This is a genomic window from Streptomyces zaehneri (assembly GCF_032248645.1).
GTDB classification, from domain to species: Bacteria; Actinomycetota; Actinomycetes; order Streptomycetales; family Streptomycetaceae; genus Streptomyces; species Streptomyces coriariae.
Map to the genome: position 1 here is coordinate 241,451 of NZ_JASTTJ010000005.1, position 25,727 is coordinate 267,177.

Annotated in this window: 17 protein-coding genes and 3 pseudogenes; 12 read left to right on the forward strand and 8 right to left on the reverse strand. The window is 72.8% G+C overall.

From position 1 onward, the window contains the following. The first annotated feature begins 4 nt into the window (after positions 1–4). From QQM72_RS11265 to QQM72_RS11290, 6 genes are all read left to right on the forward strand, one after another. The gene (locus tag QQM72_RS11265; RefSeq protein WP_314220691.1) at positions 5–982 is read left to right on the forward strand and encodes an ABC transporter substrate-binding protein; all 978 of its coding nucleotides are present in this window, start codon (positions 5–7) and stop codon (positions 980–982) included. A 207-nt stretch (positions 983–1,189) separates the two neighbouring features. Continuing rightward, positions 1,190–3,628, forward strand: coding sequence for a GcvT family protein (locus QQM72_RS11270; protein ID WP_314220692.1), 2,439 nt, complete (start codon positions 1,190–1,192; stop codon positions 3,626–3,628). 121 nt (positions 3,629–3,749) lie between these two features. Beyond that, positions 3,750–3,929 carry a hypothetical protein gene (locus QQM72_RS11275; RefSeq protein ID WP_314220815.1) on the forward strand — a complete coding sequence of 60 codons (180 nt, stop codon included), beginning with the start codon at positions 3,750–3,752 and terminating at the stop codon, positions 3,927–3,929. Next, positions 3,926–5,158 carry a sarcosine oxidase subunit beta family protein gene (locus QQM72_RS11280; protein ID WP_314220693.1) on the forward strand — a complete coding sequence of 411 codons (1,233 nt, stop codon included), beginning with the start codon at positions 3,926–3,928 and terminating at the stop codon, positions 5,156–5,158. The genes QQM72_RS11275 and QQM72_RS11280 overlap by 4 nt, the downstream gene beginning before the upstream one ends. 11 nt (positions 5,159–5,169) lie before the next feature. After that, entirely contained in the window at positions 5,170–8,520 is a 3,351-nt protein-coding gene (locus tag QQM72_RS11285) for a sarcosine oxidase subunit delta family protein (RefSeq protein WP_314220694.1), read from the forward strand. Continuing rightward, complete coding sequence (locus QQM72_RS11290) at positions 8,513–9,115, forward strand: sarcosine oxidase subunit gamma (protein WP_314220695.1); 603 nt, start codon at positions 8,513–8,515, stop codon at positions 9,113–9,115. The genes QQM72_RS11285 and QQM72_RS11290 overlap by 8 nt, the downstream gene beginning before the upstream one ends. Positions 9,116–9,168: 53 nt before the next feature. Here the strand turns inward: QQM72_RS11290 and QQM72_RS11295 are convergent. The 3 genes and pseudogenes from QQM72_RS11295 to QQM72_RS11305 all read right to left on the reverse strand — a co-directional run. Further along, positions 9,169–9,324 (reverse strand): annotated as a pseudogene (locus QQM72_RS11295) (amidohydrolase family protein); the annotation flags it as partial. Positions 9,325–9,343: 19 nt separating this feature from the next. Then, positions 9,344–9,859: pseudogene (locus QQM72_RS11300) on the reverse strand (spore photoproduct lyase family protein); the annotation flags it as partial. A 77-nt stretch (positions 9,860–9,936) separates the two neighbouring features. Continuing rightward, complete coding sequence (locus QQM72_RS11305) at positions 9,937–10,935, reverse strand: helix-turn-helix transcriptional regulator (RefSeq protein ID WP_314220696.1); 999 nt, start codon at positions 10,933–10,935, stop codon at positions 9,937–9,939. Positions 10,936–11,026: 91 nt separating this feature from the next. Between QQM72_RS11305 and QQM72_RS11310 the strand changes: the two genes are divergently transcribed. Continuing rightward, a complete protein-coding gene (locus QQM72_RS11310) occupies positions 11,027–11,449 on the forward strand; it encodes a VOC family protein (protein WP_314220697.1) in 423 nt (140 codons plus the stop codon). Between the two features lie 78 nt (positions 11,450–11,527). Here QQM72_RS11310 and QQM72_RS11315 read toward each other — a convergent pair whose 3' ends face one another. After that, positions 11,528–13,090, reverse strand: a complete 1,563-nt coding sequence (locus QQM72_RS11315) for a protein kinase domain-containing protein (RefSeq protein ID WP_314220698.1) — start codon at positions 13,088–13,090, stop codon at positions 11,528–11,530. Positions 13,091–13,115: 25 nt separating this feature from the next. On the opposite strand from QQM72_RS11315, the gene QQM72_RS11320 reads away from it, so the two are divergent. Beyond that, a complete protein-coding gene (locus QQM72_RS11320; RefSeq protein ID WP_314220699.1) occupies positions 13,116–13,763 on the forward strand; it encodes a tetratricopeptide repeat protein in 648 nt (215 codons plus the stop codon). 11 nt (positions 13,764–13,774) lie between these two features. Here the strand turns inward: QQM72_RS11320 and QQM72_RS11325 are convergent, their stop codons facing one another. Both QQM72_RS11325 and QQM72_RS11330 read right to left on the reverse strand, forming a co-directional pair. Beyond that, positions 13,775–14,605: a class I SAM-dependent methyltransferase gene (locus tag QQM72_RS11325; protein WP_314220700.1), complete on the reverse strand. Its 831-nt coding sequence runs from the start codon at positions 14,603–14,605 to the stop codon at positions 13,775–13,777. A 105-nt stretch (positions 14,606–14,710) separates the two neighbouring features. Next, positions 14,711–14,953, reverse strand: a pseudogene (locus tag QQM72_RS11330) (zinc-binding dehydrogenase); the annotation flags it as partial. Positions 14,954–15,074: 121 nt separating this feature from the next. Here QQM72_RS11330 and lexA point away from each other — a divergent pair. Further along, on the forward strand, positions 15,075–15,746 hold the full coding sequence (lexA, locus tag QQM72_RS11335) for a transcriptional repressor LexA (protein WP_314220701.1): 672 nt from the start codon (positions 15,075–15,077) through the stop codon (positions 15,744–15,746). 250 nt (positions 15,747–15,996) lie between these two features. Here the strand turns inward: lexA and QQM72_RS11340 are convergent, their stop codons facing one another. Together QQM72_RS11340 and QQM72_RS11345 are read right to left on the reverse strand one after the other, a co-directional pair. Beyond that, positions 15,997–17,556, reverse strand: a complete 1,560-nt coding sequence (locus QQM72_RS11340; RefSeq protein WP_314220702.1) for a DUF4139 domain-containing protein — start codon at positions 17,554–17,556, stop codon at positions 15,997–15,999. A gap of 8 nt (positions 17,557–17,564) precedes the next feature. Continuing rightward, complete coding sequence (locus QQM72_RS11345) at positions 17,565–19,721, reverse strand: DUF4139 domain-containing protein (protein ID WP_314220703.1); 2,157 nt, start codon at positions 19,719–19,721, stop codon at positions 17,565–17,567. Between the two features lie 673 nt (positions 19,722–20,394). Between QQM72_RS11345 and QQM72_RS11350 the strand changes: the two genes are divergently transcribed. The 3 genes from QQM72_RS11350 (at position 20,395) to QQM72_RS11360 (ending at position 25,624) form a co-directional block, all read left to right on the forward strand. After that, on the forward strand, positions 20,395–21,579 hold the full coding sequence (locus QQM72_RS11350) for a carboxylate-amine ligase (protein WP_314220704.1): 1,185 nt from the start codon (positions 20,395–20,397) through the stop codon (positions 21,577–21,579). A 98-nt stretch (positions 21,580–21,677) separates the two neighbouring features. Continuing rightward, positions 21,678–23,462: an N-acetylglutaminylglutamine amidotransferase gene (locus tag QQM72_RS11355; protein ID WP_314220705.1), complete on the forward strand. Its 1,785-nt coding sequence runs from the start codon at positions 21,678–21,680 to the stop codon at positions 23,460–23,462. Beyond that, on the forward strand, positions 23,435–25,624 hold the full coding sequence (locus QQM72_RS11360; protein WP_314220706.1) for a S9 family peptidase: 2,190 nt from the start codon (positions 23,435–23,437) through the stop codon (positions 25,622–25,624). The genes QQM72_RS11355 and QQM72_RS11360 overlap by 28 nt, the downstream gene beginning before the upstream one ends. Positions 25,625–25,727: the final 103 nt, after the last annotated feature.

Sequence of the window (25,727 nt, forward strand, 5' to 3'; positions counted from 1 at the left end):
CAGCATGGCAACACCAGTACGACCGTGGAGAACCGGCGTGGCCGGCACAGCCGTCGTGACTGTCGTCGGGCTGACCCTCACCGCCTGTGGCGGCGCCAAGGTCGGTGAGGACTCCGCGGACGCGGGCAGCTCGGGCAAGTGCGGCACCTTCAACCTGGCCGTCAACCCGTGGGTGGGCTACGAGGCGGACGCGGCGGTCGTCGCCTACGTCGCGCAGCACGACCTCGGCTGTACGGTCACCAAGAAGGACCTGAAGGAGGAGATCGCCTGGCAGGGCTTCGGGACGGGCGAGGTCGACGCCGTCCTGGAGAACTGGGGCCACGACGATCTGAAGAAGAAGTACATCACCGACCAGAAGACCGCCGTGGCGGCCGGCTCGACCGGCAACAAGGGCATCATCGGCTGGTACGTGCCGCCGTGGCTGGCCAAGGCGCACCCGGACATCACCGACTGGAAGAACCTCAACAAGTACGCGGCCGAGTTCAAGACCTCCGAGTCCGGCGGCAAGGGCCAGCTGCTGGACGGGGACCCGTCGTACGTCACCAACGACGAGGCCCTGGTGAAGAACCTGAAGCTGGACTTCAAGGTGGTGTACGCGGGCAGCGAGACCGCGCTCATCCAGTCCTTCCGCAAGGCCGAGAAGAACAAGGAATGGGTGATCGGCTACTTCTACGAGCCGCAGTGGTTCCTCTCCGAGGTGCCGTTGGTGAAGGTCGGTCTGCCCGCGTACACGACGGGGTGCGACGCCGACGCCGCGAAGATCGCCTGTGACTATCCCGTCTACGACCTCGACAAGATCGTCAGTGCCGAGTTCGCCAAGTCCGGCAGTCCGGCCTACGACCTGGTGAAGAAGTTCAACTGGACGAACGACGACCAGAACACGGTGGCCAAGTACATCGCGGTGGACAAGCTGACGCCGGACGCGGCGGCCAAGAAGTGGGTGGAGGCCAACCGGGCCAAGGTCGACGCCTGGATCAAGTAACCCGCGTCGGCAGTACGGCCGGAGATGCCCGGCGGGCGGTGTGCACCTGTGTGCGCCGCCCGCCGGGCATTGCCGCGTTTCGGGCTGTTTCCCGACGTCACCGGACCTCTTGACACCCCCTGTCCGCGACAGGCACATTGAGTTGCGCAACCTGAACTATGTTGCGCAGCAAGCAACTCGACTGGTTTTCGATCCGGAGGTGCGGCGATGGCGGGACCCCGAGTGGTGATCATCGGAGCGGGCGTCGTGGGAGCGGCACTCGCGGACGAGATCTCCGCGCGCGGCTGGACCGATGTGACCGTGGTCGACCAGGGCCCGCTCCCCGCGACGGGGGGCTCCACGTCGCACGCCCCCGGCCTGGTCTTCCAGACGAACTCCTCCAAGACCATGACCGAGATGGCCCGCTACACCGTCGAGAAGTTCTGCTCCCTCGACGTCGACGGCCGGCCCTGCTTCCTCCAGGTCGGCGGCCTCGAAGTGGCCACCACCCCCGAACGCCTCGCGGAACTGCACCGCCGCCTCGGCTGGATCACCGCCTGGGGCATCGAGGCGCGCCTGCTCAGCGCCGCCGAGTGCGTCGAGCAGCACCCGCTGGTCGACCCGGACCGGATCCTCGGCGGCCTCCTCATCCCGACCGACGGGATCGCCAAGGCCGTCCTCGCCGTCGAGGCGCAGATCCGCCGGGCCACCGAGCGCGGCGTCACCTTCCTGGCCCGCCACGAAGTGCTGGACGTCCGGCAGAGCGAGGGCCGGGTGACCGGTGTCCGCACCGACCGCGGCGAGATCGCGGCCGACATCGTGGTGTGCTGCGCCGGCATCTGGGGACCGAGGATCGCCCGCATGGTCGGCATGAACCTCCCGCTGACCCCGCTCGCCCACCAGCTCGCCTGGACCGGCCCGGTCCCGGCGCTCGCGGGGCAGACGGAGGAGGCGGTGCGGCCGATCCTGCGCCACCAGGACGCCGACCTCTACTACCGCGACCGCTTCGACGGCATCGGCATCGGTTACTACGGCCACCGCCCGATGCCCGTCTCGGCCGACGACATCCTCTCCGTCGACGAGGCCGACGACATGCCGTCGGTCCTGAAGTTCACCGAGGACGACTTCGCCGACGCCTGGACCGAGACCCGGTCCCTGCTGCCCGCGACGCAGGAGGCCAAGGTCGAGGAGGGCGTCAACGGCCTGTTCTCCTTCACCACCGACAACTTCCCGCTGCTGGGCGAGTCCCCGGACGTCAAGGGCTTCTGGGTGGCCGAGGCGGTGTGGGTCACGCACTCGGCGGGTGTCGGCCGGGCCATGGCCGAATGGCTGGTCGACGGCTTCTGCTCGTCCTTCGACCTGCACGAGTGCGACGTCAACCGCTTCGAGCCGCACCAGCTGTCCCCGGAGTACGTCCTGGCCCGCGACTGCCGCAACTTCGTCGAGGTCTACGACATCCTCCACCCCCTCCAGCCGTCGGGCGACCCGCGTCCGATCCGCACGAGCCCCTTCCACGCCCGCCAGCAGGAGCACGGCGCGTTCTTCCTGGAGGCAGGCGGCTGGGAGCGCCCGCAGTGGTACGAGGCCAACGCGGGACTGGTCGAGGGCCGCAACATCCCCACGCCCGGCGACTGGGCCGCGCAGTACTGGTCGCCCGTCGTCGGCGCCGAGGCACAGGCCACCCGCGAGACCGTCGCGATGTACGACATGACCGCCCTCAAGCGGCTCGAGGTCAGCGGCCGGGGCGCCGCGGACTTCCTGGAGGGGCTGACCACCGGCAAGGTCGCCAAGTCGGTCGGCTCGGTGACCTACACCCTGCTCCTGGACCGGGACGGCGGCATCCGCAGCGACGTCACCGTCGCCCGCCTGGCCCCCGACCTCTTCCAGGTCGGCGCCAACGGCAACCTGGACCTCGACTGGTTCACCCGCCGGCTCCCCGCCGACGGCACGGTGCAGGTCCGCGACATCACCCCCGGCACCTGCTGCATCGGCTTGTGGGGCCCCCTGGCCCGCAAGGTCCTCCAGCCGCTGACGGACGAGGACTTCTCGGGCGACGGACTGAAGTACTTCCGCGCCAAGCGCGCCTACATCGGCTCGGTGCCCGTCACCGCGATGCGGCTGTCGTACGTGGGTGAGCTGGGCTGGGAGCTGTACACCACCGCCGACCAGGGCCTGAAACTGTGGGACACCCTGTGGCGGGCGGCGAAACCGCTCGGCGGCGTCATCGCCGGCCGCGGCGCCTTCAACAGCCTCCGCCTGGAGAAGGGTTACCGCTCCTTCGGCACCGACATGACCTTCGAGCACGACCCCTACGAGGCCGGCGTCGGCTTCGCGGTCAAGCTCGACAAGGGCGACTTCCTCGGCAAGGCCGCCCTGGAGCGCCGCAAGGAGGACGTCCGGCGCAGGCTGACCTGTCTCACCATCGACGACCCGCGCTCGGTCGTCCTGGGCAAGGAGCCGGTCTACGACGGCGACCGCGCCGTCGGCTACGTCACCAGCGCCGCCTACGGCTACACGATCGGCAAGGGCATCGCCTACGCCTGGCTCCCCGCGGAACTCTCCGTCCCCGGGACGGCGGTCCACATCGGCTACTTCGACCGGCGTGTCGAGGCGGTCGTGGCCGAGGAACCGCTGTTCGACCCGACGATGTCCCGCCTCCGTGGCTGAGCGAGCCGCAGGGGCCCCGCGAGGGGGCGTCATTCATCCGCGGCCGCGTCGTGGCCGGTCGCGCAGTTCCCCGCGCCCCTCGGGGCGTTGCGGCTCAGGCTCGTAGGAAGGAGCACGGTCCATGACCGCACATGTGCTTGACGGCGGGGCGACCGCCGCCGGCATCCGCCACGAACTCGCCGACGTCATCGCGCCGGTCCTCCGGCCCGCGCCGGACATGGCCGCACCGCGCGCCCGCACCGAGGCCCTCGCGGCCGAGCACCCGCTCTATCCGCCCCCGCACGACGGAGCTGTCCGATGAGCCCCAGCACCCCCGGCGCCGACCTCCCCGACCACCCCGACCGGCTCTGGCGCAACCCCGAGCCGAGGCGGTCGTACGACGTGATCGTCGTGGGCGGCGGCGGGCACGGCCTGGCCACCGCCCACTACCTGGCGAGGAACCACGGCATCACCAGTGTCGCCGTCCTGGAGAAGGGCTGGCTGGGCGGCGGCAACATGGCCCGCAACACCACGATCATCCGCTCCAACTACCTGTGGGACGAGAGCGCGGGCATCTACGAGCACGCCCTCAAGCTGTGGGAAGGACTGGCGGAAGAGCTCGACTACCCGATCCTCTTCTCCCAGCGCGGCGTGCTGAACCTCGCCCACAGCCTCCAGGACGTCCGTGACAGCGTGCGCCGGGTCGAGGCCAACCGGCTCAACGGCGTCGACGCCGAGTGGCTCGACGCCGAGCAGGTCCAAGAGGTCTGCCCGATCGTCAACATCTCACCCGACGTGCGCTACCCTGTCCTCGGCGGCACCTACCAGCCGCGCGCCGGCATCGCCAAACACGACTACGTCGCCTGGGGATTCGCCCGCTCCGCGGACGCCGCCGGCATCGACATCATCCAGAACTGCGAGGTCACCGGCCTGGACGTGGCCGGCGGCCGGGTGGTCGGCGTACAGACCACGCGCGGACCCATCGCCGCGGGCAAGGTGGCCCTGTGCTCGGCCGGCCACACCTCGGTCCTCGCCGCCATGGCCGGCATCGAACTCCCCATCCAGAGCCACCCGTTGCAGGCCCTGGTCTCCGAGCTCCTGGAGCCGGTCCACCCCACGGTGGTCATGTCCAACGCCGTCCACGTGTACGTCAGCCAGGCACACAAGGGCGAGCTGGTGATGGGCGCCGGCATCGACGCGTACAACTCCTACACCCAGCGCGGCGCCTTCCACATCATCGAAGAGCAGATGTCCGCCGCCCTGGAACTCTTCCCGGTCTTCGCCCGCGCCCACGTGCTGCGCACCTGGGGCGGCATCGTCGACGTCAGCCCGGACGCCTCGCCGATCGTCGGCCTCAGCCCGGTCGACAACCTCTACCTCAACTGCGGCTGGGGCACAGGCGGTTTCAAGGCCACCCCGGGCGTCGGCTGGGTCTACGCCCACACCATCGCCCACGACACCCCCCACCCCCTCAACGCCCCCTTCTCGCTCGAACGTTTCACCACCGGCGCGCTCGTCGACGAGCACGGCGCGGCCGCGGTGGCCCACTAGGGAGCCGAACGATGCTGCTCATTTCCTGCCCGTGGTGCGGGCCCCGCGACGAGGCCGAGTTCCACTACGGCGGCCAGGCACACGTGCCCTACCCCGAGGACTCCGCCGCCCTCACCGACGAGGAGTGGGCGCGCTACCTCTTCTTCCGCGACAACCCCAAGGGCCCGTTCGCCGAACGCTGGAGCCACGCGGCGGGCTGCCGCAAGTGGTTCAACGCCGTACGCGACACCTCGACGAACGAGGTCCTGGCGGTGTACCGGCCGGGTGAGGAACGCCCGGCCACCCTGCAGCCCCGGCCGACTGTCTCGGCCCGTCCGGCCACCGGGCCCGCTGCCTCAGCCCGTCCGGCCGCTTCGGAGCCGGGTCCGGCCGTCCCAGCCCGTCCTGCGTTCGAGGACGAGGCCCCTTCAGGGCCGAACGGGGGCCGGGGGGCGGTGCCCCCGGCACGGTCGGCGAGCCAACCGCACCGCCTGGCCACCGGTGGCCGCGTCCACCGCGACCAACCCCTCACCTTCACCTTCGACGGCACCGAGTACCAGGGCTGCCGAGGTGACACCCTCGCCTCCGCGCTCCTCGCCAACGGCGTCATCGCGACCGCGACCAGCATCAGACTCGGCCGCCCCCGCGGCATCTTCTCCGCCGGCGTGGAGGAACCCAACGCCGTCATCCAGATCGAGGAACCCTTCCCCGAGCCGATGCTCCCCGCGACGACGGTCGAGCTGTACGACGGCCTCGTCGCGACCAGCCTCCCCGGTCAGGGCCGCCTGGCCACCGCACCGGACACCGCCCGCTACGACGCCGTGCACGCCCACTGCGACCTGCTGGTCGTCGGCGCGGGTCCGGCAGGCCTCGCGGCCGCGGCGGCCGCAGCACGGAGCGGCGCCCGCGTCATCCTCGCCGACGACCAGCCGGAACCCGGCGGCAGCCTGCTCGGCACCGGCGACCACCTCGACTGGGTGGAGGCGACGCGCGCCCAGCTCGAAGCCGCCCCCGAGGTACGCGTCCTGCCGCGCACCACCGTCTTCGGCCACTACGACGACAACCACCTCCTCGCCGTCGAGCGCCGCACCAACCACCTCGGCGCCGAGGCCCCGGAGCAGGTCTCCCGCGAGCGGGTCTGGCGGATCCGCGCCCGGCGCGTGGTCCTCGCGACCGGCGCCCACGAGCGCTCGCTGGCGTTCGGTGACAACGACCGCCCCGGCGTGATGCTGGCCGCCTCGGCCCGGACGTACCTCCACCGGTACGCGGTACTGCCCGGCCGGCGAGCGGTGGTGTTCACCACCAACGACAGCGCCTACGCCGCCGCGCTCGACCTCGCGGCGGCGGGAGTGGACGTCGCGGCGATCGTCGACACCCGGTCCGAGCCGGGGGAGTGGGCCGAGCGCGCCCGGTCCGCCGGGCTGGTGGTGCTGGCCGGACACGCGGTCACGGACACCCGGGGCGGTACCCGCCTCACCGCCGTCACGGTCGCCCCGTACGGCGAGTCAGCGGAACAGCGGGGGGCGCCCGACCAGCGAGCCGCGCCCGAACAGCAAGCCGCGCCCGGACAGGAAGTCGATCCGCAACAGCAAGTCGATCCGCGACAGGAGGAGTTCGCCGCCGACCTGCTCCTGGTGTCCGGTGGCTGGAACCCCGTCGCGCATCTGTTCAGCCAGGCGGGCGGCAAGCTCCGCCACGACGACATGCTCGGCACGTTCGTTCCCGACACCTGCCGTCAGGCCGTGGAGGTCGTGGGCGGTGCGAACGGGGTCTTCGATCTCGCCACGGCCCTCGCGCAGGGCGCGGCGGCCGGCGCCCGCGCGGTCGAGGCGGAGGGCCACCCCGCCGAGGCGCCCGCCCTCCCGGCCGTCGCCGCCGCGCCGCACACCCCGCCCATGCGGGTGTTCGCCGTCCCGACCTCCACCGGAGCGCCCCGGTTCGTCGACCTCCAACGCGATGTCACGGTCGACGACCTGGCGCGGGCGACCGGGGCGGGCCTGCGCTCGGTGGAGCACACCAAGCGCTACACCACGGCCGGCACCGCCAACGACCAGGGCAAGACGGGCGGGGCGCTGGCGAGCGGGATCGTCGCCGAACTCCTCGGCGTGGACATCTCGGCGCTCGGCCTGCCCACGTTCCGGCCGCCGTACGTCCCCGTGTCCTTCGCCGCGCTCGCCGGCCGCGACCGCGGCGCGCTGTCCGACCCGATCCGCACGACCGCCGTCCACGCGTGGCATGTCGCGCACGGCGCCCTCTTCGAGAACGTCGGCCAGTGGAAGCGGCCCTGGTACTACCCGCGCGACGGCGAGGACATGCAGGCGGCCGTGCTGCGCGAGTGCGCGGCCGCACGGGAGGGCGTCGCCTTCATGGACGCCTCGACCCTCGGCAAGATCGACGTACAGGGCCCGGACGCCGCCGTCTTCCTCGACCGGCTCTACACCAACGTGATGAGCACCCTGAAGGTCGGCATGATCCGCTACGGGGTCATGTGCCGCCTGGACGGCATGATCTTCGACGACGGAACGGTCATCCGCCTCGCCCTGGACCGCTTCCTGGTCACCACCACCACGGGCAACGCGGCCGCCGTACTGGACTGGATGGAGGAGTGGCTCCAGACCGAGTGGCCCGAACTCCGCGTCCACTGCACCTCTGTCACCGAGCAGTGGGCCACCGTCGCCCTGGTCGGCCCGCGTTCGCGCGAGGTGCTCGGCTCGCTCGCGCCCCGGCTGGCCGTCGCCAACGACGACTTCCCGTTCATGGCATGGCGGGACACGACGGTCGCGGGCATCGACGCGAGGGTGTGCCGGATCAGCTTCTCCGGTGAACTCGCCTACGAGATCAACGTGTCACCGTGGGAGGCCCTCGCCCTGTGGGAGGCGCTGTACGAGGCGGGCGCCCCGTACGGCATCACGCCCTACGGCACGGAGACCATGCACGTCCTGCGGGCCGAGAAGGGCTACCCGATCATCGGCCAGGACAGCGACGGCACCGTCACCCCGCAGGACCTCGGGATGGGCTGGGCGGTGTCGAAGAAGAAGCCCGACTTCATCGGCAAACGCTCGTACGCCCGCGCCGACACCGTCCGCGCCGACCGCAAGCACCTGGTGGGCCTGCTCCCCGAGGACCCGGGGACCTTCCTGCCCGAGGGCACCCACCTGGTCGCCGACGGTGTGCTGCCCGCGCCGCCCGTCCCGATGCTCGGCCATGTCACCTCCAGCTACCGCAGCGCCGCCCTCGGCCGTACCTTCGCGCTCGCCCTGGTCAAGGGCGGCCGGAACCGTATCGGCGAACGTCTCTACGCGCCCGTGGGCGACCGGCTGGTGCCGGTGACGGTCGCAAGCCCCGTCCTCTACGACCCCGAGGGAGCCCGCCGCGATGGCTGACACCGCTTCGACCGCACGGCAGCGCAGCCCCCTGGCGCATGCCGCCGACCGCCTCGCCGCCGCGACGCGCTCGTCAGGGGGCGCCGTCCGCCTGGCCGAAGTCCCCTTCCTGGCCCAGCTGAACGTCCGCCTCGACGCCAAGAGCCCGGCGGCGGACGCCGTCGGACTCGCCCTGGGGCTTCAACTGCCCCTGGAACCCGACACCGCCGTGCGCGGAGGGGACCTGCGCGCGGTATGGCTCGGACCCGACGAGTGGCTGGTGGTGGGCCTGCCCGGCACCCTGCGGGACCTGGAGGGCCGGATCCGCTCGGCGGCCGGGGACGCGCCCGTCTCCGTCACCGACGTGTCCGCCCAGCGCACCACCGTCCTGGTCGGCGGACCGCGCGCGCGTGACCTGCTGTCCCACGGCTGCCGGCTGGATCTGCACCCGCGCGCCTTCGGCCCCGGCCGGTGCGCCCAGACGACGCTGGCCCGCACCCAGGTCGTCCTGGTGGCCCGCGACGAGCCCCGGGCGGGCTTCTGGGTGCTGGTGCGCTCGTCCTTCGCCGACCACCTGACGAACTGGCTGCTGGACGCGGCCGCGGAATACGGGTGAGCGCCCACAGGTGAACGCGTACGGGTGCCTGGTCCGGCGTCCGGCGTCAGGCGTCAGGCGTCCGGCGCCGTGTGGACGCGTTCCCCCGCCACGAAGGTCTGGAGGACCCGGGTGGCCGCGATCTGCTCGGGCGGGCCGGTGAACGGGTCCCGGTCGAGGACGACCAGGTCGGCGGCCTTGCCGACGGTGATGCTGCCGGTCAGGTCGTCGCGCCGGAAGTGGGACACCGGGTGGCTGTCGAGCGGCGGCCGAGGGGTGCGCCGCGGCGGCTTTCGAGCTGTCGGTGAAGACGGTGACCGGGTTGGCCTACCCCTTGCGGCGCGGGACGTAGCAGTAGGCGCAGGCCATCGCGCAGCCGTTGGAGGCGCCCGGTGCGATCCGGTCGGCGCACCGGCCGTTGGCACGCGTCCTCGGTGACTTCCGCTCGCCGAGGACGAGCGTCTCGCCCTTGACACGCACCCAGCGCGCGACGTTGCCTTCGTTGCCTTGCAGCCCCGGGACGCCCCAGTGGGACTCGACCTCGACCAGCCGCGCGCGGGGAAGCCGGGCGATGATCTGCCGCCCGCGCGGGGAGGCGGCGGCCGCGGGTTCGGCGTGGATCTCCCGTACGGGCAGCAGTCGCCGCGCGGCGTCGGAGTCACGGAAGGACGGCCGGCCGGTGCGCACAGGGAGCTCGGGGCCGCTGGCGTCGAGCCCGAACAGGGCGTCGGAGCCGTCGGCCGGGTCGGCGGACGGGGAGTGCATGCGCGTTCCGGTTCTGCTGGAGCGGGACTGAACGGATCACACCGACGAGTCCGCACCGCCCAGCTTTACGGCGCACGTCAGCGGGACGCCGTCCCCCGGGCGTGGGTCGCGAGGCGGTCCGCGAGCGCGATCACGAGGTCGCGCAGTTCGTCGGGGCGCTCGATGGTGAACGGCCGGTCGAGGCAGGCGAGTACCGGCGGCAGCCAGTCGAGTCGCTCGGCGCGCAGTTCGACGAGCAGCCAGCGCTCGGTCGCCGGATCCGCGCCCGCCGCGGAGGCGGGATCCGACACACGCGCGACGCTCGCGGGAAGCCGGGCGCGGACCTGCTCGACCGTCCCGTGGATCCGCAGGGTCACCTCGTGCCGGTACGCCGCCGTGGCGAACCCGGACAGGACACGCTGCGCCGGGTCCGGTCCGGCGGGTTCCTCGAACGACCCGGGCAGGGTCCGCGCGTCGGTGAGGCGGTCGAGTCGGAGGGTGCGCTCCTCACCGATCCCGGGGTCCGTGCCGGTGACGTACCACCTGCCCTCGTGCGCCACCACCCCGTACGGGTGCAGCGTGCGGTCGCTGCGCCGGCCGCCGCGGTCGGTGTACCTGACCGAGACCGGTCGGCGGTGATGTACCGCGTCGGCGAGGGTGAGCAGCACCCCGGCGTCGGGGGCGGCGAACCCGCCGGGAGGTTCCGTGAAGGCGAGGGATGCCAGGACCGTGTCGAGCCGGCGGGCGAGGCGCTCGGGCAGCACACGCCGGATCTTGGCCGCCGCCGTCTCGCTCGCGGTGGCTGTCGCCGTCGTCAGCCCCGCTCGGCGGCCGGCGACCAGGCCGAGCAGTACGGCGATCGCCTCGTCGTCGCCGAGCATGAGCGGAGGCAGGCGGTAGCCGGGTGCGAGGCGGTAGCCGCCGTAGCGGCCGCGCACCGACTCGACGGGGACGTCGAGGTCGATCAGCTGGTCCACGTACCGCCGCACGGTGCGTCCGTCCACGCCGAGCCGGTCGGCGAGTTCGCGCATGGTCCGGGTGCCGCCCGACTGGAGCAGTTCCAGGAGGGTGAGGACGCGGCCGGTGGGTCGGGACATGATTCGACCCTAGCGCGCATAGTGGACCGATTCTGTCCACTATTCGTTCTAGCGTGCGAGGCGCAACGGCTTCAGAAGCAAGGAGAACACCATGGACTTCGTCTCGATCCGGATCATCACCGGCGACGTCGCACGCCTCGTCGCGTTCTACGAGAAGGCAACCGCGGTGCCGGCGACGTGGTTCACCGAGGACTTCGCCGAACTCAGGACGCCCAGCGCCACGCTCGCCATCGCCGGCACCCGTACGGTCCCGCTGTTCGCGCCGGGCTCGTCCCGTCCCGCCGACAACCACAGCGTGATCCTCGAGTTCCTCGTCGACGACGTGGACCGCGTGCACGGCAGCCTGACCGGCTTCGTGACCGACTTCGTCAACGAGCCCACCACCATGCCCTGGGGCAACCGGTCGCTGCTGTTCCGCGACCCCGACGGCAACCTCGTCAACTTCTTCACCCCGGTCACCCCGGCGGCGATCGCGAAGTTCGCCCCGGACGACCGGGTGACACCGGCGTCGTGAGGCGGCGCATCGGCAGCGGGAGACCGCCGAGCGGGACGCGGACGCGGCTCCCCGGGCCCCGCAGGCGGCCGCGGCCCGTTATTCGGCCGTCACGAACCGCAGACGGCGCCGGACACGAGGCGGGGCGCTCCTGCGGGCCCGGATCTCCTGGACGACGGCGACGATGACGATCACGCCCCAGCCCAGCGAGAACATCCCGGTCTGCTCGTCCGAACCGAGGGCCAGCCAGCCGACTCCCAGGCCGCCCAGGGTCAGGCCGGCCGCCGCCGCGAGCGGCGAGGGACGCCGCCGGCTCAACGCGCGGACGAGACAGAGCGCGGCGAGGGCGAGCGCCGGCATGGCGAGGATCTCGATGTTGTCGTGCGCGGTGTAGTCCTGGCTGACGTCGGCCTGCGCGGGATCGTACCCGCCGCTGTAGTCGTCCTCGAAGGGCCGGTAGCCGGAGGAGTCGGCCGGCAGCTCGTGGTACGCGCCGTAGGAGGTGTCGTAGTAGTAGAGGGTGCTGAAGTCGGATTCCGTGACCGAGGTGTAGTCGTGGTCGTCGACCCCGCCGCCGACCGCGACGCTCGCCATCACCAGGGCTCCGGCCCCCCACCACAGCAGGGTCGAGGTGACGGGAAGCCAGCGGAACAGGGCGAGCCCGAGTACGACGGCGGCCACCCACACACCGACGAGCTCGTCGGACGCGTCCGCGTACGCGTCCTGGTAACCGATGGTGACGACGCCGGAGACGACGATGCCCAGCAGGGCGACGATCCTGCCGGTGGTGATCGTGAACCGCCGCTCGCCGGGCGAGGACGACCGACCGCCGCCGCTCGGCGGCGCGGTGTACGGCGTCCGGGAGCCACCGTCCGCGGCGCCGGCCACGACCGGGTCTACCGGCCCACCGGGAGGCGGGACGGCGGGCCTGGGCGGCGTCAGCGCGGTACGGGTCTCCTGTTGCGCCGGCGCCGTGTGCCCGGGCCCCGCCTTGGTGTCGGCCTTCGTGCGCGCGGGCGGCACGGCGGGCGCGGGCGGCGCGCCCGGGGCCGGGGCGGCGGTCCGCGGCTTCGGAGCGGCCGCGGGGGAGCCGAGCGCGGTGAGGGTCGCCGCCAACGCGTCCCGCAGCTCCGCCGCGCTGCCGAGCCGCTGCTCACGGTCCTTCGCCAGGGTCCGGAGCACGAGGTCGTCCACCACGGCCGGGATCTGCGGGCGCAGCCGGGAAGGCGCGACCGGCTCCTGGCTGATGTGCTGGTGCATCACCGCGAAGGGGGAGTCGCCGAGGAACGGGGGGCGCCCGGTGAGCAGTTCGTAGAGCAGGCAGCCCGTGGAGTACTGGTCGGAGCGGCCGTCCACCGGCCGGCCCGTGAGCTGCTCGGGGGAGAGGTAGGCGGGGGTGCCGACCGTCATGCCCGTCGCGGTGAGGCGGGTGGTGGTCTCCGCCACGACCTTGGCGATCCCGAAGTCCAGGACTTTGATGCCGCCTTCGGACGTCAGCATGACGTTGGACGGTTTGATGTCGTGGTGGATCAGGCCCTGGGAGTGGCTGTGGGCGAGGGCGTCGGCGCTCCGAGCGCGCGGGCGACCGGGGTGTTCGAGAGCCGCCGTCCAGGAATTCCCGCCTGCCGCCGGGAGCGCGGGAGATAGCCTCGGCGCTGCCATCGTCCGACGGGGAGGGGATAGGGGTATGCAGGGTCAGGACTGGACGAAACGTGCGGGAGAGCTGTTCGAAGCGGCGATGTTCGGCGGGGACATGTCCGCGCTGGACCGGTCCGATGACGTGCTGGACGCGGCCGAGGCGTCGCTTTCCATGGCGCGGGGCAAGGTGCTTCACGTTCGCTTCCTCAACGACCGTGAAGAGAACGGCCGGGAACTGGTGCTGTTCGAGCGTGCGGCCGAGTTGTACGAGCGTCTGGGGGACGCCTCAGGTGAGGCGGACGCGTTGTTCTGGGTGGGCTGCTGGCACCAGGTGGTCAAGGGTGACGGGGCCACCGGCAGGCCGTACTTCGAACGGTCCTACGAGCTGGCGAAATCCGTCGACGACCGGATGACGATGTCCTATGCGATTCGTCATCTCGGCTTCGCCGACAAGGACGCGGGCCGCTTCGATCAGGCCCGCGAGCGGCTGACCGAATCGGTGACTCTGCGCCGGCAGATCGGCTTCAGGCCCGGCGAGGCGGCCGGCCTGGTGGCACTGGCCTACCTCGCGGCCGAAACCGGCGACCCATCGGCGGCGTTCCGCCACCTGGACGAGGCGCAGTCGGTCGCCGAGAGCTGCGGCGCCAAGGCCGTGTCGGGATGGATCGAGCAAGCCCGCACGGTCATCCGTTCCTAGCCCCGAGTCCGCTAAGCGGTCGGGTCGTTGGCCTGTTCGTGGTGCGTCGTGCGCCGGTCGGTCTGCAGGACGAAGAACAGGAAGCACAGGAAGCGCGGCTTGGCCGCGACGGCTTCGGGGAACAGCTCGCGGGCGGCTGGATCAGGCTCTGGCTCGCTGATGACTGTTATCCGGAAGCCTGCCGCGGTGAAGGCCTCGGTCATCGCGTGCAGCGGCCTGTGCCAGAGACTCATCAGGGCGCTCTGTCCGCCCATGGTCCATTCTTCGGTCCAGTTGGTGGTGTCGAAATACCTGTACTCGGCCTCGCGGCCGGCCTGGCGGTGCATGAGGTCGATGGCAAAGGGATGGTCGACGGACGCGATCAGCCGACCGCCGGGCTTGAGTACGCGTCGCAGCTCGGCCAGCGCCGGCCCCCAGTCCTCCAGGTAGTGCAGCACCAGGGACGCGACGACGTCGTCGAACGTGTCGTCGGGGTAGGGAAGCCGGCTGCCCAGGTCGGCCACCTCCAGGTCCGCGCCGTCACCGAGCCGCCGCCGGGCCAGCTCCAGCATTGCGGCGCTCGCGTCGAAGCCGCTCACGATGGCGCCACGGTCGCGCAGCGCCGCGAACAGCGGCCCGGAGCCGCAGCCTGCGTCGAGGATCCGTCGGCCGGCCACGTCTCCGGCGAGGGCCAGCATCGCGGGCCGCTCGTAGTAGGCATTGATGAGGTTGGTTTCGTTTTCGGCCGTGTACGCCTCGGCGAAGCTGTTGTAGTCGTTGACCTTCGGCGGATCCACAGTCACCGTGGACGGCGAGGTGGGCCCGGTGGGGCTCGCGTGGTCTTGGTGCTCGTCAGAAATCATGGTGCGGGAGACGCGTGCCGCATCAGCTCGGTTCCTGGCCGCTCCCGATCGTCCTCACATCCTTGAAGATCCAACGAGTCGTTCGGTCAAGCGTCATGACCACCGCTATGTCATGTCGGCCTCAGGAGCAGCCGCTCGGTCGGCCGTCCGCGGCGGCTTCCCCGTCGATGTGCGCCCGCCCATCAGCCGGTGCGCCTCGGCCGCGTCCGCGAGCGGGAACTCCGCGGCTATCGGGAGGCTCACGGCGCCGTCGGAGACCGTGCGGAGGGCGCGCTCGGCGAGGGCGCGCAGCGCCTCGGGCGCGGACCGGGCCGGCCCCAGGATGGAGCCGCCGACCGAACGGCCCTGTACGGCGCCACCGAGACCCGGATCACGGGCCCCCGAGCCGGCAGGATTCGATAAGGTGTTCCATTTATGGGGGATGACAGGTTAGGGTCATTCCGAACGATCTTGCACGGAGGTGCCCCGGATGGAGAACACCGCGTCCGCCCGCCGGGGGCGTCCCCCGGGGCCCCGGACCGCAGAAGGAGAGCTGACGAACCGCCAGTCGGCCATCGTCCGCTACATCACGGAGTCGGTCGAACGGCAGGGCTACCCGCCGTCGATGCGGGAGATCGGCCAGGCCGTGGAGCTCGCCAGCACGTCCTCGGTCGCTCATCAGCTGATGGCCCTCGAACGCAAGGGCGTGCTCTACCGGGATCCGCAGCGCCCCCGCGCGTACCGGGTCCGGCCCTCGTGGGCGCCCGACCTGGGCGGCAGGAGCGAGATGCGGGTGGACGTGCCGCTCGTCGGGCGGATCGCCGCCGGCGCCCCGCTGCTCGCCGAGGAGATGGTCGAGGACGTCTACGCACTGCCCCGCCAAGTCGTCGGCGACGGCGACCTGTTCGCCCTGACGGTCTCCGGCGACTCCATGATCGACGCGGCGATCTGCGACGGCGACATCGTGACCGTGCGCCGCCAGGACAGCGCCGATCACGGGGACGTCGTCGCCGCGCTCCTGGACGACGAGGCCACCGTCAAGGTGCTGCGCCGGCAGGACGGGCAGGTGTGGCTGATGCCCCGCAACCCGGCCTACGCGCCGATCCGCGGCGACCAGGCACAGATCCTCGGCAAGGTCGTCGGCGTCCTGCGCCTGCTCTAGGGACGCTTCTTTTGGATCAGCCCGGGTCCGCGGCGCCCGGCACGGCACCTCGCGGCGTTGCCGCTGGACCCGCGTACACCCGGTACGCGGATCATGCTCCGCCTTTGCGGTGCACCGCACCGGACACCGCGCCCTGATCCGACCCGATCCAAAAGAAACCGCCCTGGGGCGGGCGCCGTGCGCGTGGTGTCCACGCTGGACGGCGCCCGACAGTCCGCCGGCCCGTGGTCCGGCCCGGCAGTCCGGCGCCCTACAGCCCGGCGACCTTCGCGCTTGCCGACAGCTCGTAGACGAGGGTGACGGTGCGTCGGCCGCCGGGTGGCAGGGCCAGGCTCCAGCAGGCGATGCCATCGGCGTCGACCGTGTCGGGGGCGGGAGAGCAGGCCTCCTTGCGCAGCCGTACCTCCACCGCCGAGACCTCGGAGACCGGGATCCGTTCGCGCAGGACGATGACCCGTTCACCGTGTTCGCCGGGGGAGGAGAACCGGGACACGTGGAAGCGGACGGTACGGGTGACCACGGTCCGCTGGGTGAGCGTGGCGGTGTCGCGGGTCTCCTCCGTGTGCCGGACGACTCGGTGGTCGTCGCGGCTGCCGTAGGCGAGTTCGACGGGGGCGTGCGGAGCGGTGAAGTCCAGGGTGCCCCGGCCGGTGAATCCGCTGCCGCGGATCAGGTCGACGGGTCCGGCGAGCAGTGCGTGGCCGGACCGGTTGTCGAACCGCGCCACCTGGGTGACCAGCGGGGACAGCTCGGGTGTGCAGGCGTACTCGATGCGCGCGGTCGTGGCGAAGGAGGAGAGCGGCACCCGGTGGGCGCGGCCGTCCGCGGGCACGGAGACCGGCGCGGGGGAGTTGAGCACCCGTACCTCGTCGCCGTCGTCCACTCCCGGCAGGCCGAGCACCGGTGCCGGACCGAGGTCCGCGATCTCCTCCTCGCGCAGTTCGACGTCGACGGTGCGGCGCTCCGCGGAGGTGCGGTCCTGGAGCGTGAGGCGGTCCTCGTCCAGCCGGGGTGGCTCGGTGGACTGGGCGGAGCGTGCCGTCGACAGCGTCAGCCGTACGTCGGACCAGTCCTCGCCGGTGCGCTGCCAGACCATGGCGTCGGTCTCCAGCGTGAGGGAGTCGCCGTCGAGTACCGCCCGGTAGGCGGGCCGCCACAGCGCACACGGGGTGAGGTGGCTGATGCGCAGGCCGGCCGGTCCTGCGGCCGTGGCGTCGACGGTCAGTTCGATGTGGCCGGCCAGTTCGGCGGGTTGTTCCTCGGCGAGGTCCATGACCCGCCGGGCCTCGGCGAGTTCAAGACCGAGCACCGCCGACCGGGCTTCCACGGCGCGCAGTTGCTCGCCGCGGGCGTCGCGTTCGTCGTCCACCCGGTTCAGTTCGCGGGTCCAGCGGAGCCCTTCGGACTCTCCGGAGCCGGCGCCTTCGCCGATCTCCCGCAGCAGATCGGCGGCGAGGCGGCCCAGCGCGTCGACGCGGGCGTGCAGCCGGTCGCGCCGACGCCCGAGGACGAGCAGTTCCTCTTCGAGCGTGTGCACGCGGTGACGCAGGGCGGAGTCGTCGTCGGCGGGACGCGGTCCGCGCGGCGTCCAGTCGCGGACGATCCGCACATCGAGCACGGTCGCCGGGTGTTCGGCGGTCAGCTCGGCGTGGAGCGTACGGTCGACGGCCAGCGCGCTGACCGGCCCGAGACGCAGCCGTTGGACTCCCGCCTCCAGGTCGAGCACGGTGGTGCGCTCGATGTGGGCGCGGTCCTCCAGACAGGTGACGGCGGTGACGGGGAGGGGAATCGGCTCCGGTGCCATGGACATGGGGTGTGTCAGCTCCTGCGGTTGCCGCCGGCCAGCGTCTTGGCGGACGCGATACGGATCTCGTAGCCGCCGTCGAGGGCGGTGGTGGCGCCGGCGGGCAGGTCCACCCGCCAGACGCGGGTGCCGGGTGCGTGCTGCTCGAGGCCCGCGCCGTCCCGGGGCGTCGTCCAGTCGGCCCGTTCCTCGATCCGGATGTCCGCGTCGGAGGTGACCGGGACCCGCTCGCGGACCTCGACGGTGACGGGCTCGCCGAGCTGGTTGGCCAGCTCCACGTGGACGCGGTGGTCGAGCACCGTGGTGCTGCCGCGCAGCCCCGAGGTCGACTCGTGCAGGTTCGTACGGCGGGTGACCCGGACGCCCTGGGCCGGACCGAGCCCCACCCGGCACTCACCGCCCGGGGCGAGCGTGGGCAGCGCGGTGGTCAGCAGGAAGTCGTCGCCTGCGGTGACCTCCACCGGGCCGGCCAGCAGCGCCTGGTCGGTGGAGTTGGAGAGCACCAGCGTCGCGTAGACGGTCTGTTCCACGGACGGCACACAGAGGTACTCGGTGCGCAGACCGATCGGGATCTCGCCGACGGTGACGGTGTGCCAGGTGCCGTCCGAGGGGATGTCGGCGCGGGCCACCGCGTCGAAGCGGTGGTCGAAGGAGCCTGCCGACTCGCGGGGCCGCACGGCGTGTCCGGGCAGCGGCAGTGCCGTCACCGCCTCGGCGCGGCGGCGGTACTCGGCCGCCACCGGGTCGAAGGGGGAGTCCGGAAACAGCCGGCCCCGTCGATCGCCCTGCTCGTCGGGGCCGCACAACACGAGCGCGGTGTAGTCGAGTTCGGCGCCGCTCGGCCGGGGTGGGCCGGCCGCCGGCGCGGCAGGCCGCGGCGCTGCGGCGCCGCCGGGGGCCGCGGGTCCCGGGGGTGGCGCCGCCGCCCGTGCGGGGGCAGTCGGGGAAGCCATGGCGGCGGGCGCCGCGAGGGGCATGCTGCGGGCTCGCGGCCTGCCGCCCGGTCGCGCCGGGACCGGCTGCGCGGACTCGTTCGACCCGGCGCCGAAGGGCTGCGGGTATGCGCTGCCCGCGCTGCCCGGTGGAGGCACAGGGGGCGGTGCGCCGTAGGCGGGCGGGGCCGCGGCGAGTGACTCGCCGTACCCCTGCGGTGCCGCCGGCATGGGGGGAATCGGACCTGGGGCGGAGCCGACCGACGCGGCCACGGCGAGGCGGCCGCCCCCGGGAGTGGGGTGAGTGGCGGTCCTGGCCGGCCGCAGGGGTGCCACGTCGTACCCGGCGAACAGGTCGGCCAGGCCCGTCGGAGGCTCACGCCAGCCCGATGGCGGAGGCGCGGGCTGACGGCGTCCGATCCGCAGGGAGCGGAGCCTGGGCAGGTCGGTACGGCGCCGTAGGTCGGCGGTGGCCAGGGCGATGCGCACACCGGTCCAGTCCTCGCCGGTGCGCTGGGCGACCGAGGCGCGCAGCACCAGACGGCCGCTGCTGTCGTCCTGACGGTAGGTGAGACGGTAGGTCGGCACCCAGACCGCGCCCGGCACGCCGTACTCCAGTTCCACTTCCGCGTCACCGCTGCCGTCGAGGGTCAGAACCGCCGAGACGGTGGTCTCCACGTGCGTCGCCGGCGCGTCGGTGGAGGCGCGGGCGAGCCGGTCGGCGGCCACGCAGTGGGCGTGGTCGGCGTGGGCCAGCGCCTCCTCCAGTTCGACGAGACGGGTGTGCAGGCCGGCCAGCCGCTCGTCGACGAACTCGGCGAGCTCCAGCCACGCGTCGACCGGGGTGCGGCGGTGCGGGTCATCGCGCCTGCGGGCCGGCGGGATCGGCCGGAGCCCCTTGACCTCCTCGATCAGGATCAGCTGCCGGTCCCGGCGCCCCTGCGCCGCCGCGCGCTCGTCGAGCAGCCGCTCCACCTCGCGCCGCAGGGATTCGGGGGCGGTCGCGGCGAGCGGCTCGGCCTCGACCTCCACCCGGGCCTCGGTGACGCGTACCCCGGTGGTGCCGGTGACACGGGCCCGCAGGGATCCGGGGTCCAGTGAGCGGGGCAGTCCTGTCACCCGCACCCGGCCGTCCGGCGGCACGCTGCCCGAGGCCAGGCGGCGGCAGACCGCGCCCTGGGCGTAGACCACCACCGAATCGAGGGTCGAACCCCACCTCTGTGCCGTCCGAGCCGTCATGTGCCTCGCCCCCCGCCGCGTCCGTGCTGAGCGAAGCCTACGCGGAGCGGCGACGGACCTGGTCGAACGGGCGGGAACACCGCAGTCTCGCACCGCGGCGAACTCCCGGCAGGCCGCGTGGGTCCCGCTCCCGAGAAGTCCGTGCTCCTGCGGCCGCCGACGGGACAGTGCCGGTCGGCAACGGCCGCCTGTCCGTCCTCGCGCCGGGCGGGTCCGGCCACCTGCGCCGGACTCTCGAGCTGCCCGGTTCGGCGCGCGTGGGCGACGCGTGCGCGACCGCGTGTCTCTCACCGCCCGGCCGGGCGAAAGGGGCGGAATCGTCGGGGGACGACGGCCCCGGGACGCTGCGGTCGCCGTAGCGGTCGCCGAGCTGGGCGAGACGGTCCGTTTCGCCGAGAACGCGGAGGTGGGCGAGGCGGGCGAGGTGGGCCAGGTGGATTCGACTCCGGCAAGCCTTCGCGGCGGCACAGTCGGCGGTGCCGGGCGCGGCCGGACCCCGGCTGTCACCAGTCGTGTGCCCGTTCATTCGATATTTGCACAAGTCGCATATGCAATGTGTGCTTATAAATTGGCGTTCTGGTGACTCGGAGCCCCTCACCTGCCGCAGTGCGCGCCGGTGAGGGACCCTTCGCCTGCGGCGAACAGCCGCTCCGCATCACCCCGAGGAGTGACCGTGAGCGTTCGTATCGGAGTGGAGGAGGAGTTCCACGTCCTGGAGGTGGAGAGCGGGCTGCTCGTGCCGCGCGCCAATTCGCTCCTGCGACGCCTCCCTGGGCGTACCTTCACCACCGAGCTGCACCAGTCCAGCGTGGAGTCGAACAGCGAGGTGCACACGTCCCTCGACGATCTGTACGCCGACCTCGCATCGACGAGACGGCAGCTCGACGCGGCCGCCTCTTCGCTGGGCCTCGCGGCGGTGGCCGCCGGCGCCGCGCCACTCGCGGCGGCGGCGGCCGCGCACCCCACCGCCGGCGCGCGCTATCGCCGCATGGTCGAGGACTACCGCACCGTCGCCGACGAGCAGCTCATCTGCGGTGCCCAGGTCCATGTGGACGTTCCCGACCGCGACACGGCGGTGCGGGTGATGTGCGAGGTCTCCGGCTGGCTGCCCGTGCTGCTCGCGCTCTCCGCCAGTTCGCCGTTCTGGCAGGGAGCCGACACCGGGTACGCGAGCTGGCGCACCATGCTCTGGCAGCGCTGGCCCACCGCGGGCCCGGTCGGCTGCTTCGCGAGCGCGGACGAGTACGACGCGACGGTGCGCGACCTCGTCGGGTCCGGGATCATCAGCGACGCGGGGATGATCTATTACGACGTACGCCCCTCCTCGCACCTCCAGACGCTGGAACTGCGCATCTGCGATTCCTGTCCGCGCGCCGAGACCGTCGTGCTCGTCGCCGGGCTGTTCCGCGCGCTGGTCGCCGAGGCCCGCGAGCGGCTCGGGGCGGGCGGTGGTCCCGGCTGCGAAGGCCGGCACGAGTGGCTGCGCGGCGCCTCCTGGCGGGCGGCCCGGTCCGGGCTCGAAGGAGGTCTGGTGGATCCCGGGACCCACCAGGAGGCGCCCGCCGGGGAGGTCGTGCGCACCCTGCTCGCCCGGCTGCGCCCCGCCCTGGAGGCGGACGGCGACTGGGAGACCGTCCGCTCGTTGGCGGAGGAGGCCCTCGCCGACGGGAGTGCGGCGCGCCGCATGCGCCGTGTCGCGGAGGAAGAGGATCTGCTGGCCTGTGTCGACATGCTGATCGCCGAGACCCGCGGCGAACGCTCCCCCAACAGGGCGGCCGCCCGCCGCGGGAACCCTTCGCCCGCCACCGGTGTGACAGACCCCTCCCAACGGTTCGCGCGCCCGCTGACCCGCAGGTGAGTCGCCATGGCCACGGACGAACCATTCCCCTGCGCCGACCGCCCGGTACACACGTACCGGCGGTCGGCCCACGCCCAACGAAACGGAGGCGGCACATCATGTGCGGTCTGAGCGGGGAGATCCGCTTCGACGGTCACCGACCCGATCTCGCGGCCGTCGAGCGCATGAGCGAGCGGCTCGCCGCCCGTGGTCCCGACGGCCGGGGAATCTGGACGAGAGGCGCGGTGGCGCTCGGGCACCGGCGACTGAAGATCATCGACCTGTCGGACCTCGCGGCGCAGCCGATGACCGACACCCGCGCCGGGCTCACCGGAGTCTTCAACGGCTGTGTGTACAACTACCGGGAGCTGCGCGAGCAGCTGCGGAGCCTGGGACACCGGTTCACCACGACATCCGACACCGAGGTGGTGCTGAAGGCCTACCGGCAGTGGGGCACCGCCTGCGTGGAGCGCTTCTACGGCATGTTCGCCTTCGCCCTCGTCGAGCACCGGTCCGGACGCGTGGTGCTGGGGCGCGACCGGCTCGGGATCAAGCCCCTGTACCTGGCACGGACGCCGGGGCGGCTGCGGTTCGCGTCCTCCCTGCCCGCCCTTCTCGCCGCCGGCGGGGTGGACACCTCACTCGATCCGGTCGCCGTCCACCAGTACCTGAGCTGGCACGCCACGGTCGCCGCCCCCCGGACCGTCCTCGGCGGGGTGCGCAAGCTCCCGCCGGCCACCGTCCGGGTCGTCGAACCGGACGGCACCCATCACGACCACCGCTACTGGCAGCCGTCCTACACGCGCCGGGCCGAGTACGCGGCGATGGGCGCGCACGACTGGCGCGACGCGATGCTGGAGGCGCTGCGTACGGCCGTACGGCGACGGATGGTCTCCGACGTCCAGGTCGGCGTCCTGCTCTCCGGCGGCCTGGACTCCAGCCTGATCGTCGCGCTGCTGGCCCAGGCGGGACAGCGGGACCTGATGACGTTCAGCGTGGGGTTCGAGTCGGAGGGCGGTGAGGAGGGCGACGAGTTCCGGTACTCGGACCTGGTGGCCCGGGAGTTCGGCACCGACCACCGTCGGCTGATGGTTCCCTCCGACCGGGTCTCGACGGCCCTGGACGGTGCCGTCGCGGCCATGAGCGAGCCGATGACCAGCCATGACGTGGTCGCGTTCTATCTGCTGTCCGAGCAGGTGTCCAAGGAGGTGAAGGTCGTGCAGAGCGGGCAGGGCGCCGACGAGGTGCTCGCCGGCTACCACTGGTACCCGCGGCTCGCCGAAGCCGCCCGCGCGGACGCGGCCGGGCGCTACGCCGACACGTACTTCGACCGCCCGCACGCCGATCTCGAGCGGATCCTGGAACCCGGCATGCTGCCCGGCGACGACGTCTCGGGCCGTTTCGTCCGGGAGCACATGGCGGTCCCCGGAGCCGAGACGGCCCTGGACGCGGCCCTGCGCCTGGACACGCACGTGATGCTGGTCGACGACCCGGTCAAGCGGGTCGACAACATGACCATGGCCTGGGGGCTGGAGGCCCGGGTGCCGTTCCTCGACCACGAGCTGGTCGAGCTGGCCGCGGCCTGCCCGCCGGAACTCAAGCTGGCCGACGGCGGCAAGGGCGTCCTGAAGGCGGCCGGCCGTCAGCTGCTGCCCCGTGACATCGTCGACCGACCCAAGGGCTACTTCCCGGTCCCGGCGATCAGGCACATGGCGGGCCCCGTCCTGAAGCGGGTACGCGAAGCGCTCGAGGCACCCGAGGCGAGGCGCCGCGGCCTCTTCCAGGAGTCCTACGTGTCCCAGCTCCTCGAGGCGCCCGACGAGCACCGCACCAGACGGGGAGCGAACGCCCTGTGGCAGATAGCGTTGCTGGAGACATGGCTTCAGACGCACGGCATCCCGTGAGTGGCGCGCCGAGCGCGGCGGCGGCCCCGGGCGGCGACCCGGTCGCCCAGGCGCCCCCCGACACGCGGACGGCGGACGCGCGTGGCACCGCCTTCGCGGCCGCCCCGGCCCCGGCGCAGGTCCCCCTGCCCGCGGCGAGCGGTCCGCGGGACGCCGTGACGCGGCTGCGCTCTCACGGCTGCTGGTATCCCTCCGCCCACCCCGACGGCTCCGAGGCGGCCTTCATCTGCGACCGGGGCGGCGTCCCCCAGCTGTGGGCCGGGCCCCTCGACGGGGACGAGGTGCACCTCCTCGACTCCTTGCCGGACCCGGTCAAGGAGGTCTCCTGGTCACCGGACGGCCGCTGGATCGCCTACACCACCGCACCGGGCGGTGGCGAACACACCAGGGTGCTGTGCGTACGTCCCGACGGCACCGGCCGCCGCGTGCTGGCCGGGGCCGACCCGGGCCATACCGCCCACCTGGGCTGCTGGGCGCACGACGGCTCGGCCGTCGCCGTCACGCTCGCCGCGCCGGGCGACGGCACGCACCACAACGGTGCGGGACCGACCCGCGCCGACGCCGCCCGGCCGGCCAACTGGGCCGACCGGGACGGCCGGGCGACCCTCCTGGGCGGAACCCCGTACGACACGGCACCGGGACCGGGGCGGACCGTGACAGCGGCCGACGCCCCGGAGCCCCCGGTGCCGTCGGTCCGTCCCGACGGCGGTCTGTCGGCCTACCTGATCGATCCCGACGGTCTGGCGTCCGCCGTCCTCCTCGCCACGGAGACGCACGCCGCGACCCTGCGGGTGTGCGACATCAGCCGCGACGGCGCTCTCGTGCTGCTGCGCCGGGGGCCGCGAGGACGGCGGGAGGCCGTCGTCCGGCGCACGGCCGACTCGGCCACGACGTGCACCGTGCCCGTCGCCGACGGCGATCCGTGGATCGGACGGTTCTCCCCCGACCGGCGGACGCTGTGGCTGCGCAGCGACGCCGAACGCGAGTACGCGGCACTCCTCGCCGTCGCCCTCGGCACCGACGGCCGACCGCACGGCACGTCCGTCATGGCGGAACGGCAGGACAGCGACCTCGACCTCCTGGCGTTCTCCCACGACGGCCGCACCGCCGCACTGTCCTGGAACGAACGGGGCGAGAGCCGCCTCGAACTCGTCGAACCCCTTCCGACGCGGCGGGCCCCCTACGGCCCGCTGCCCACGACGACCGTCCCCCTGCCGCACGAGGTCGTCACCCGCGTCGAGAGGGCCGGCCCGCGCGGACTGCTGCCGGCGCTGTCCGGCTCCCAACGCCGCCCCGGGGTGTGGTGGGCCGCCGAGGGCGTGTCCCTGATGCGTACGCCCTGGTCCTCCCGTGACGGGGACGCCACCGCGCCGGGCCGCCGGCCCGTACGCCCCGTCCTCCTGCGGCTCACGGCGCGGGACGGGCTGCCCCTGAGCGGCTGGTACTACCGGGCGCCGGGCCGGGCTCCGGGTGACCCGGCGCCCTGCGTGATCCACCTGCACGGCGGGCCGGAGGAACACGAACGCCCGGTCTTCAGCCCGCTCTACCACGAGCTGACCGGGCGTGGGCTGGACGTCTTCGCCCCCGACGTCCGAGGCTCATCGGGGCACGGCAGATCGTTCGTCGACGCCGACCTGGGCGCCGGACGCTTCGCCGCGCTGGACGACGTCGCGGACTGCGCGGCCCACGCCGTGCCCGCGGGCCCCGCCGACCCGACCCGGCTGGCGGTCATGGGGCGCTCGTACGGCGGTTACCTGACGTTCGCCTCCCTCGTACGGCACCCGGATCTGTTCCGCACCGGCGTCGCCGTCTGCGGCATGTCGGACCTCGCCACCTTCTTCGCCGGTACGGAGCCCTGGCTCGCCGAGTCGGCGGCCCACAAGTACGGCCACCCCGAGCGCGACCGCGAACTGCTGCGGGAGCTCTCGCCGATGACCCGCATCGACGCGCTGCGCGTCCCCCTGCTCGCCGTCCACGGCGAACACGACACCAACGTGCCGCCGGGGGAGTCCGAGCAGTTCGTGCGGGCGGCGCGCGACCGAGGCATCCCGGCCGAACTGCTCACGCTGAGGGACGAGGGGCACGACTTCCTGCGCGCGGACAACCGGCGGCTGTTCCGCCGGACCGCCGCGGACTGGCTGGAACGCCACCTGACCGGCTGAGCCGCCCGGTCGGCAGCCCTGTGACCCGAGTGTCCTTGCGGTCCTGACCGCGGTACGAAGACCGCCGCGGCACCTCGCCCGGGCTCGGCCCGCGCCCACTGAC

Bases quoted from the DNA above. Each gene is read 5' to 3' on its own strand.
- QQM72_RS11265 (WP_314220691.1), top strand. From the start codon at position 5: ATGGCAACACCAGTACGACCGTGGAGAACCGGCGTGGCCGGCACAGCC.
- QQM72_RS11270 (WP_314220692.1), top strand. From the start codon at position 1,190: ATGGCGGGACCCCGAGTGGTGATCATCGGAGCGGGCGTCGTGGGAGCG.
- QQM72_RS11275 (WP_314220815.1), top strand. From the start codon at position 3,750: ATGACCGCACATGTGCTTGACGGCGGGGCGACCGCCGCCGGCATCCGC.
- QQM72_RS11280 (WP_314220693.1), top strand. From the start codon at position 3,926: ATGAGCCCCAGCACCCCCGGCGCCGACCTCCCCGACCACCCCGACCGG.
- QQM72_RS11285 (WP_314220694.1), top strand. From the start codon at position 5,170: ATGCTGCTCATTTCCTGCCCGTGGTGCGGGCCCCGCGACGAGGCCGAG.
- QQM72_RS11290 (WP_314220695.1), top strand. From the start codon at position 8,513: ATGGCTGACACCGCTTCGACCGCACGGCAGCGCAGCCCCCTGGCGCAT.
- QQM72_RS11305 (WP_314220696.1), bottom strand. From the start codon at position 10,935: ATGTCCCGACCCACCGGCCGCGTCCTCACCCTCCTGGAACTGCTCCAG.
- QQM72_RS11310 (WP_314220697.1), top strand. From the start codon at position 11,027: ATGGACTTCGTCTCGATCCGGATCATCACCGGCGACGTCGCACGCCTC.
- QQM72_RS11315 (WP_314220698.1), bottom strand. From the start codon at position 13,090: ATGGCAGCGCCGAGGCTATCTCCCGCGCTCCCGGCGGCAGGCGGGAAT.
- QQM72_RS11320 (WP_314220699.1), top strand. From the start codon at position 13,116: ATGCAGGGTCAGGACTGGACGAAACGTGCGGGAGAGCTGTTCGAAGCG.
- QQM72_RS11325 (WP_314220700.1), bottom strand. From the start codon at position 14,605: ATGATTTCTGACGAGCACCAAGACCACGCGAGCCCCACCGGGCCCACC.
- lexA (WP_314220701.1), top strand. From the start codon at position 15,075: ATGGAGAACACCGCGTCCGCCCGCCGGGGGCGTCCCCCGGGGCCCCGG.
- QQM72_RS11340 (WP_314220702.1), bottom strand. From the start codon at position 17,556: ATGTCCATGGCACCGGAGCCGATTCCCCTCCCCGTCACCGCCGTCACC.
- QQM72_RS11345 (WP_314220703.1), bottom strand. From the start codon at position 19,721: ATGACGGCTCGGACGGCACAGAGGTGGGGTTCGACCCTCGATTCGGTG.
- QQM72_RS11355 (WP_314220705.1), top strand. From the start codon at position 21,678: ATGTGCGGTCTGAGCGGGGAGATCCGCTTCGACGGTCACCGACCCGAT.
- QQM72_RS11360 (WP_314220706.1), top strand. From the start codon at position 23,435: ATGGCTTCAGACGCACGGCATCCCGTGAGTGGCGCGCCGAGCGCGGCG.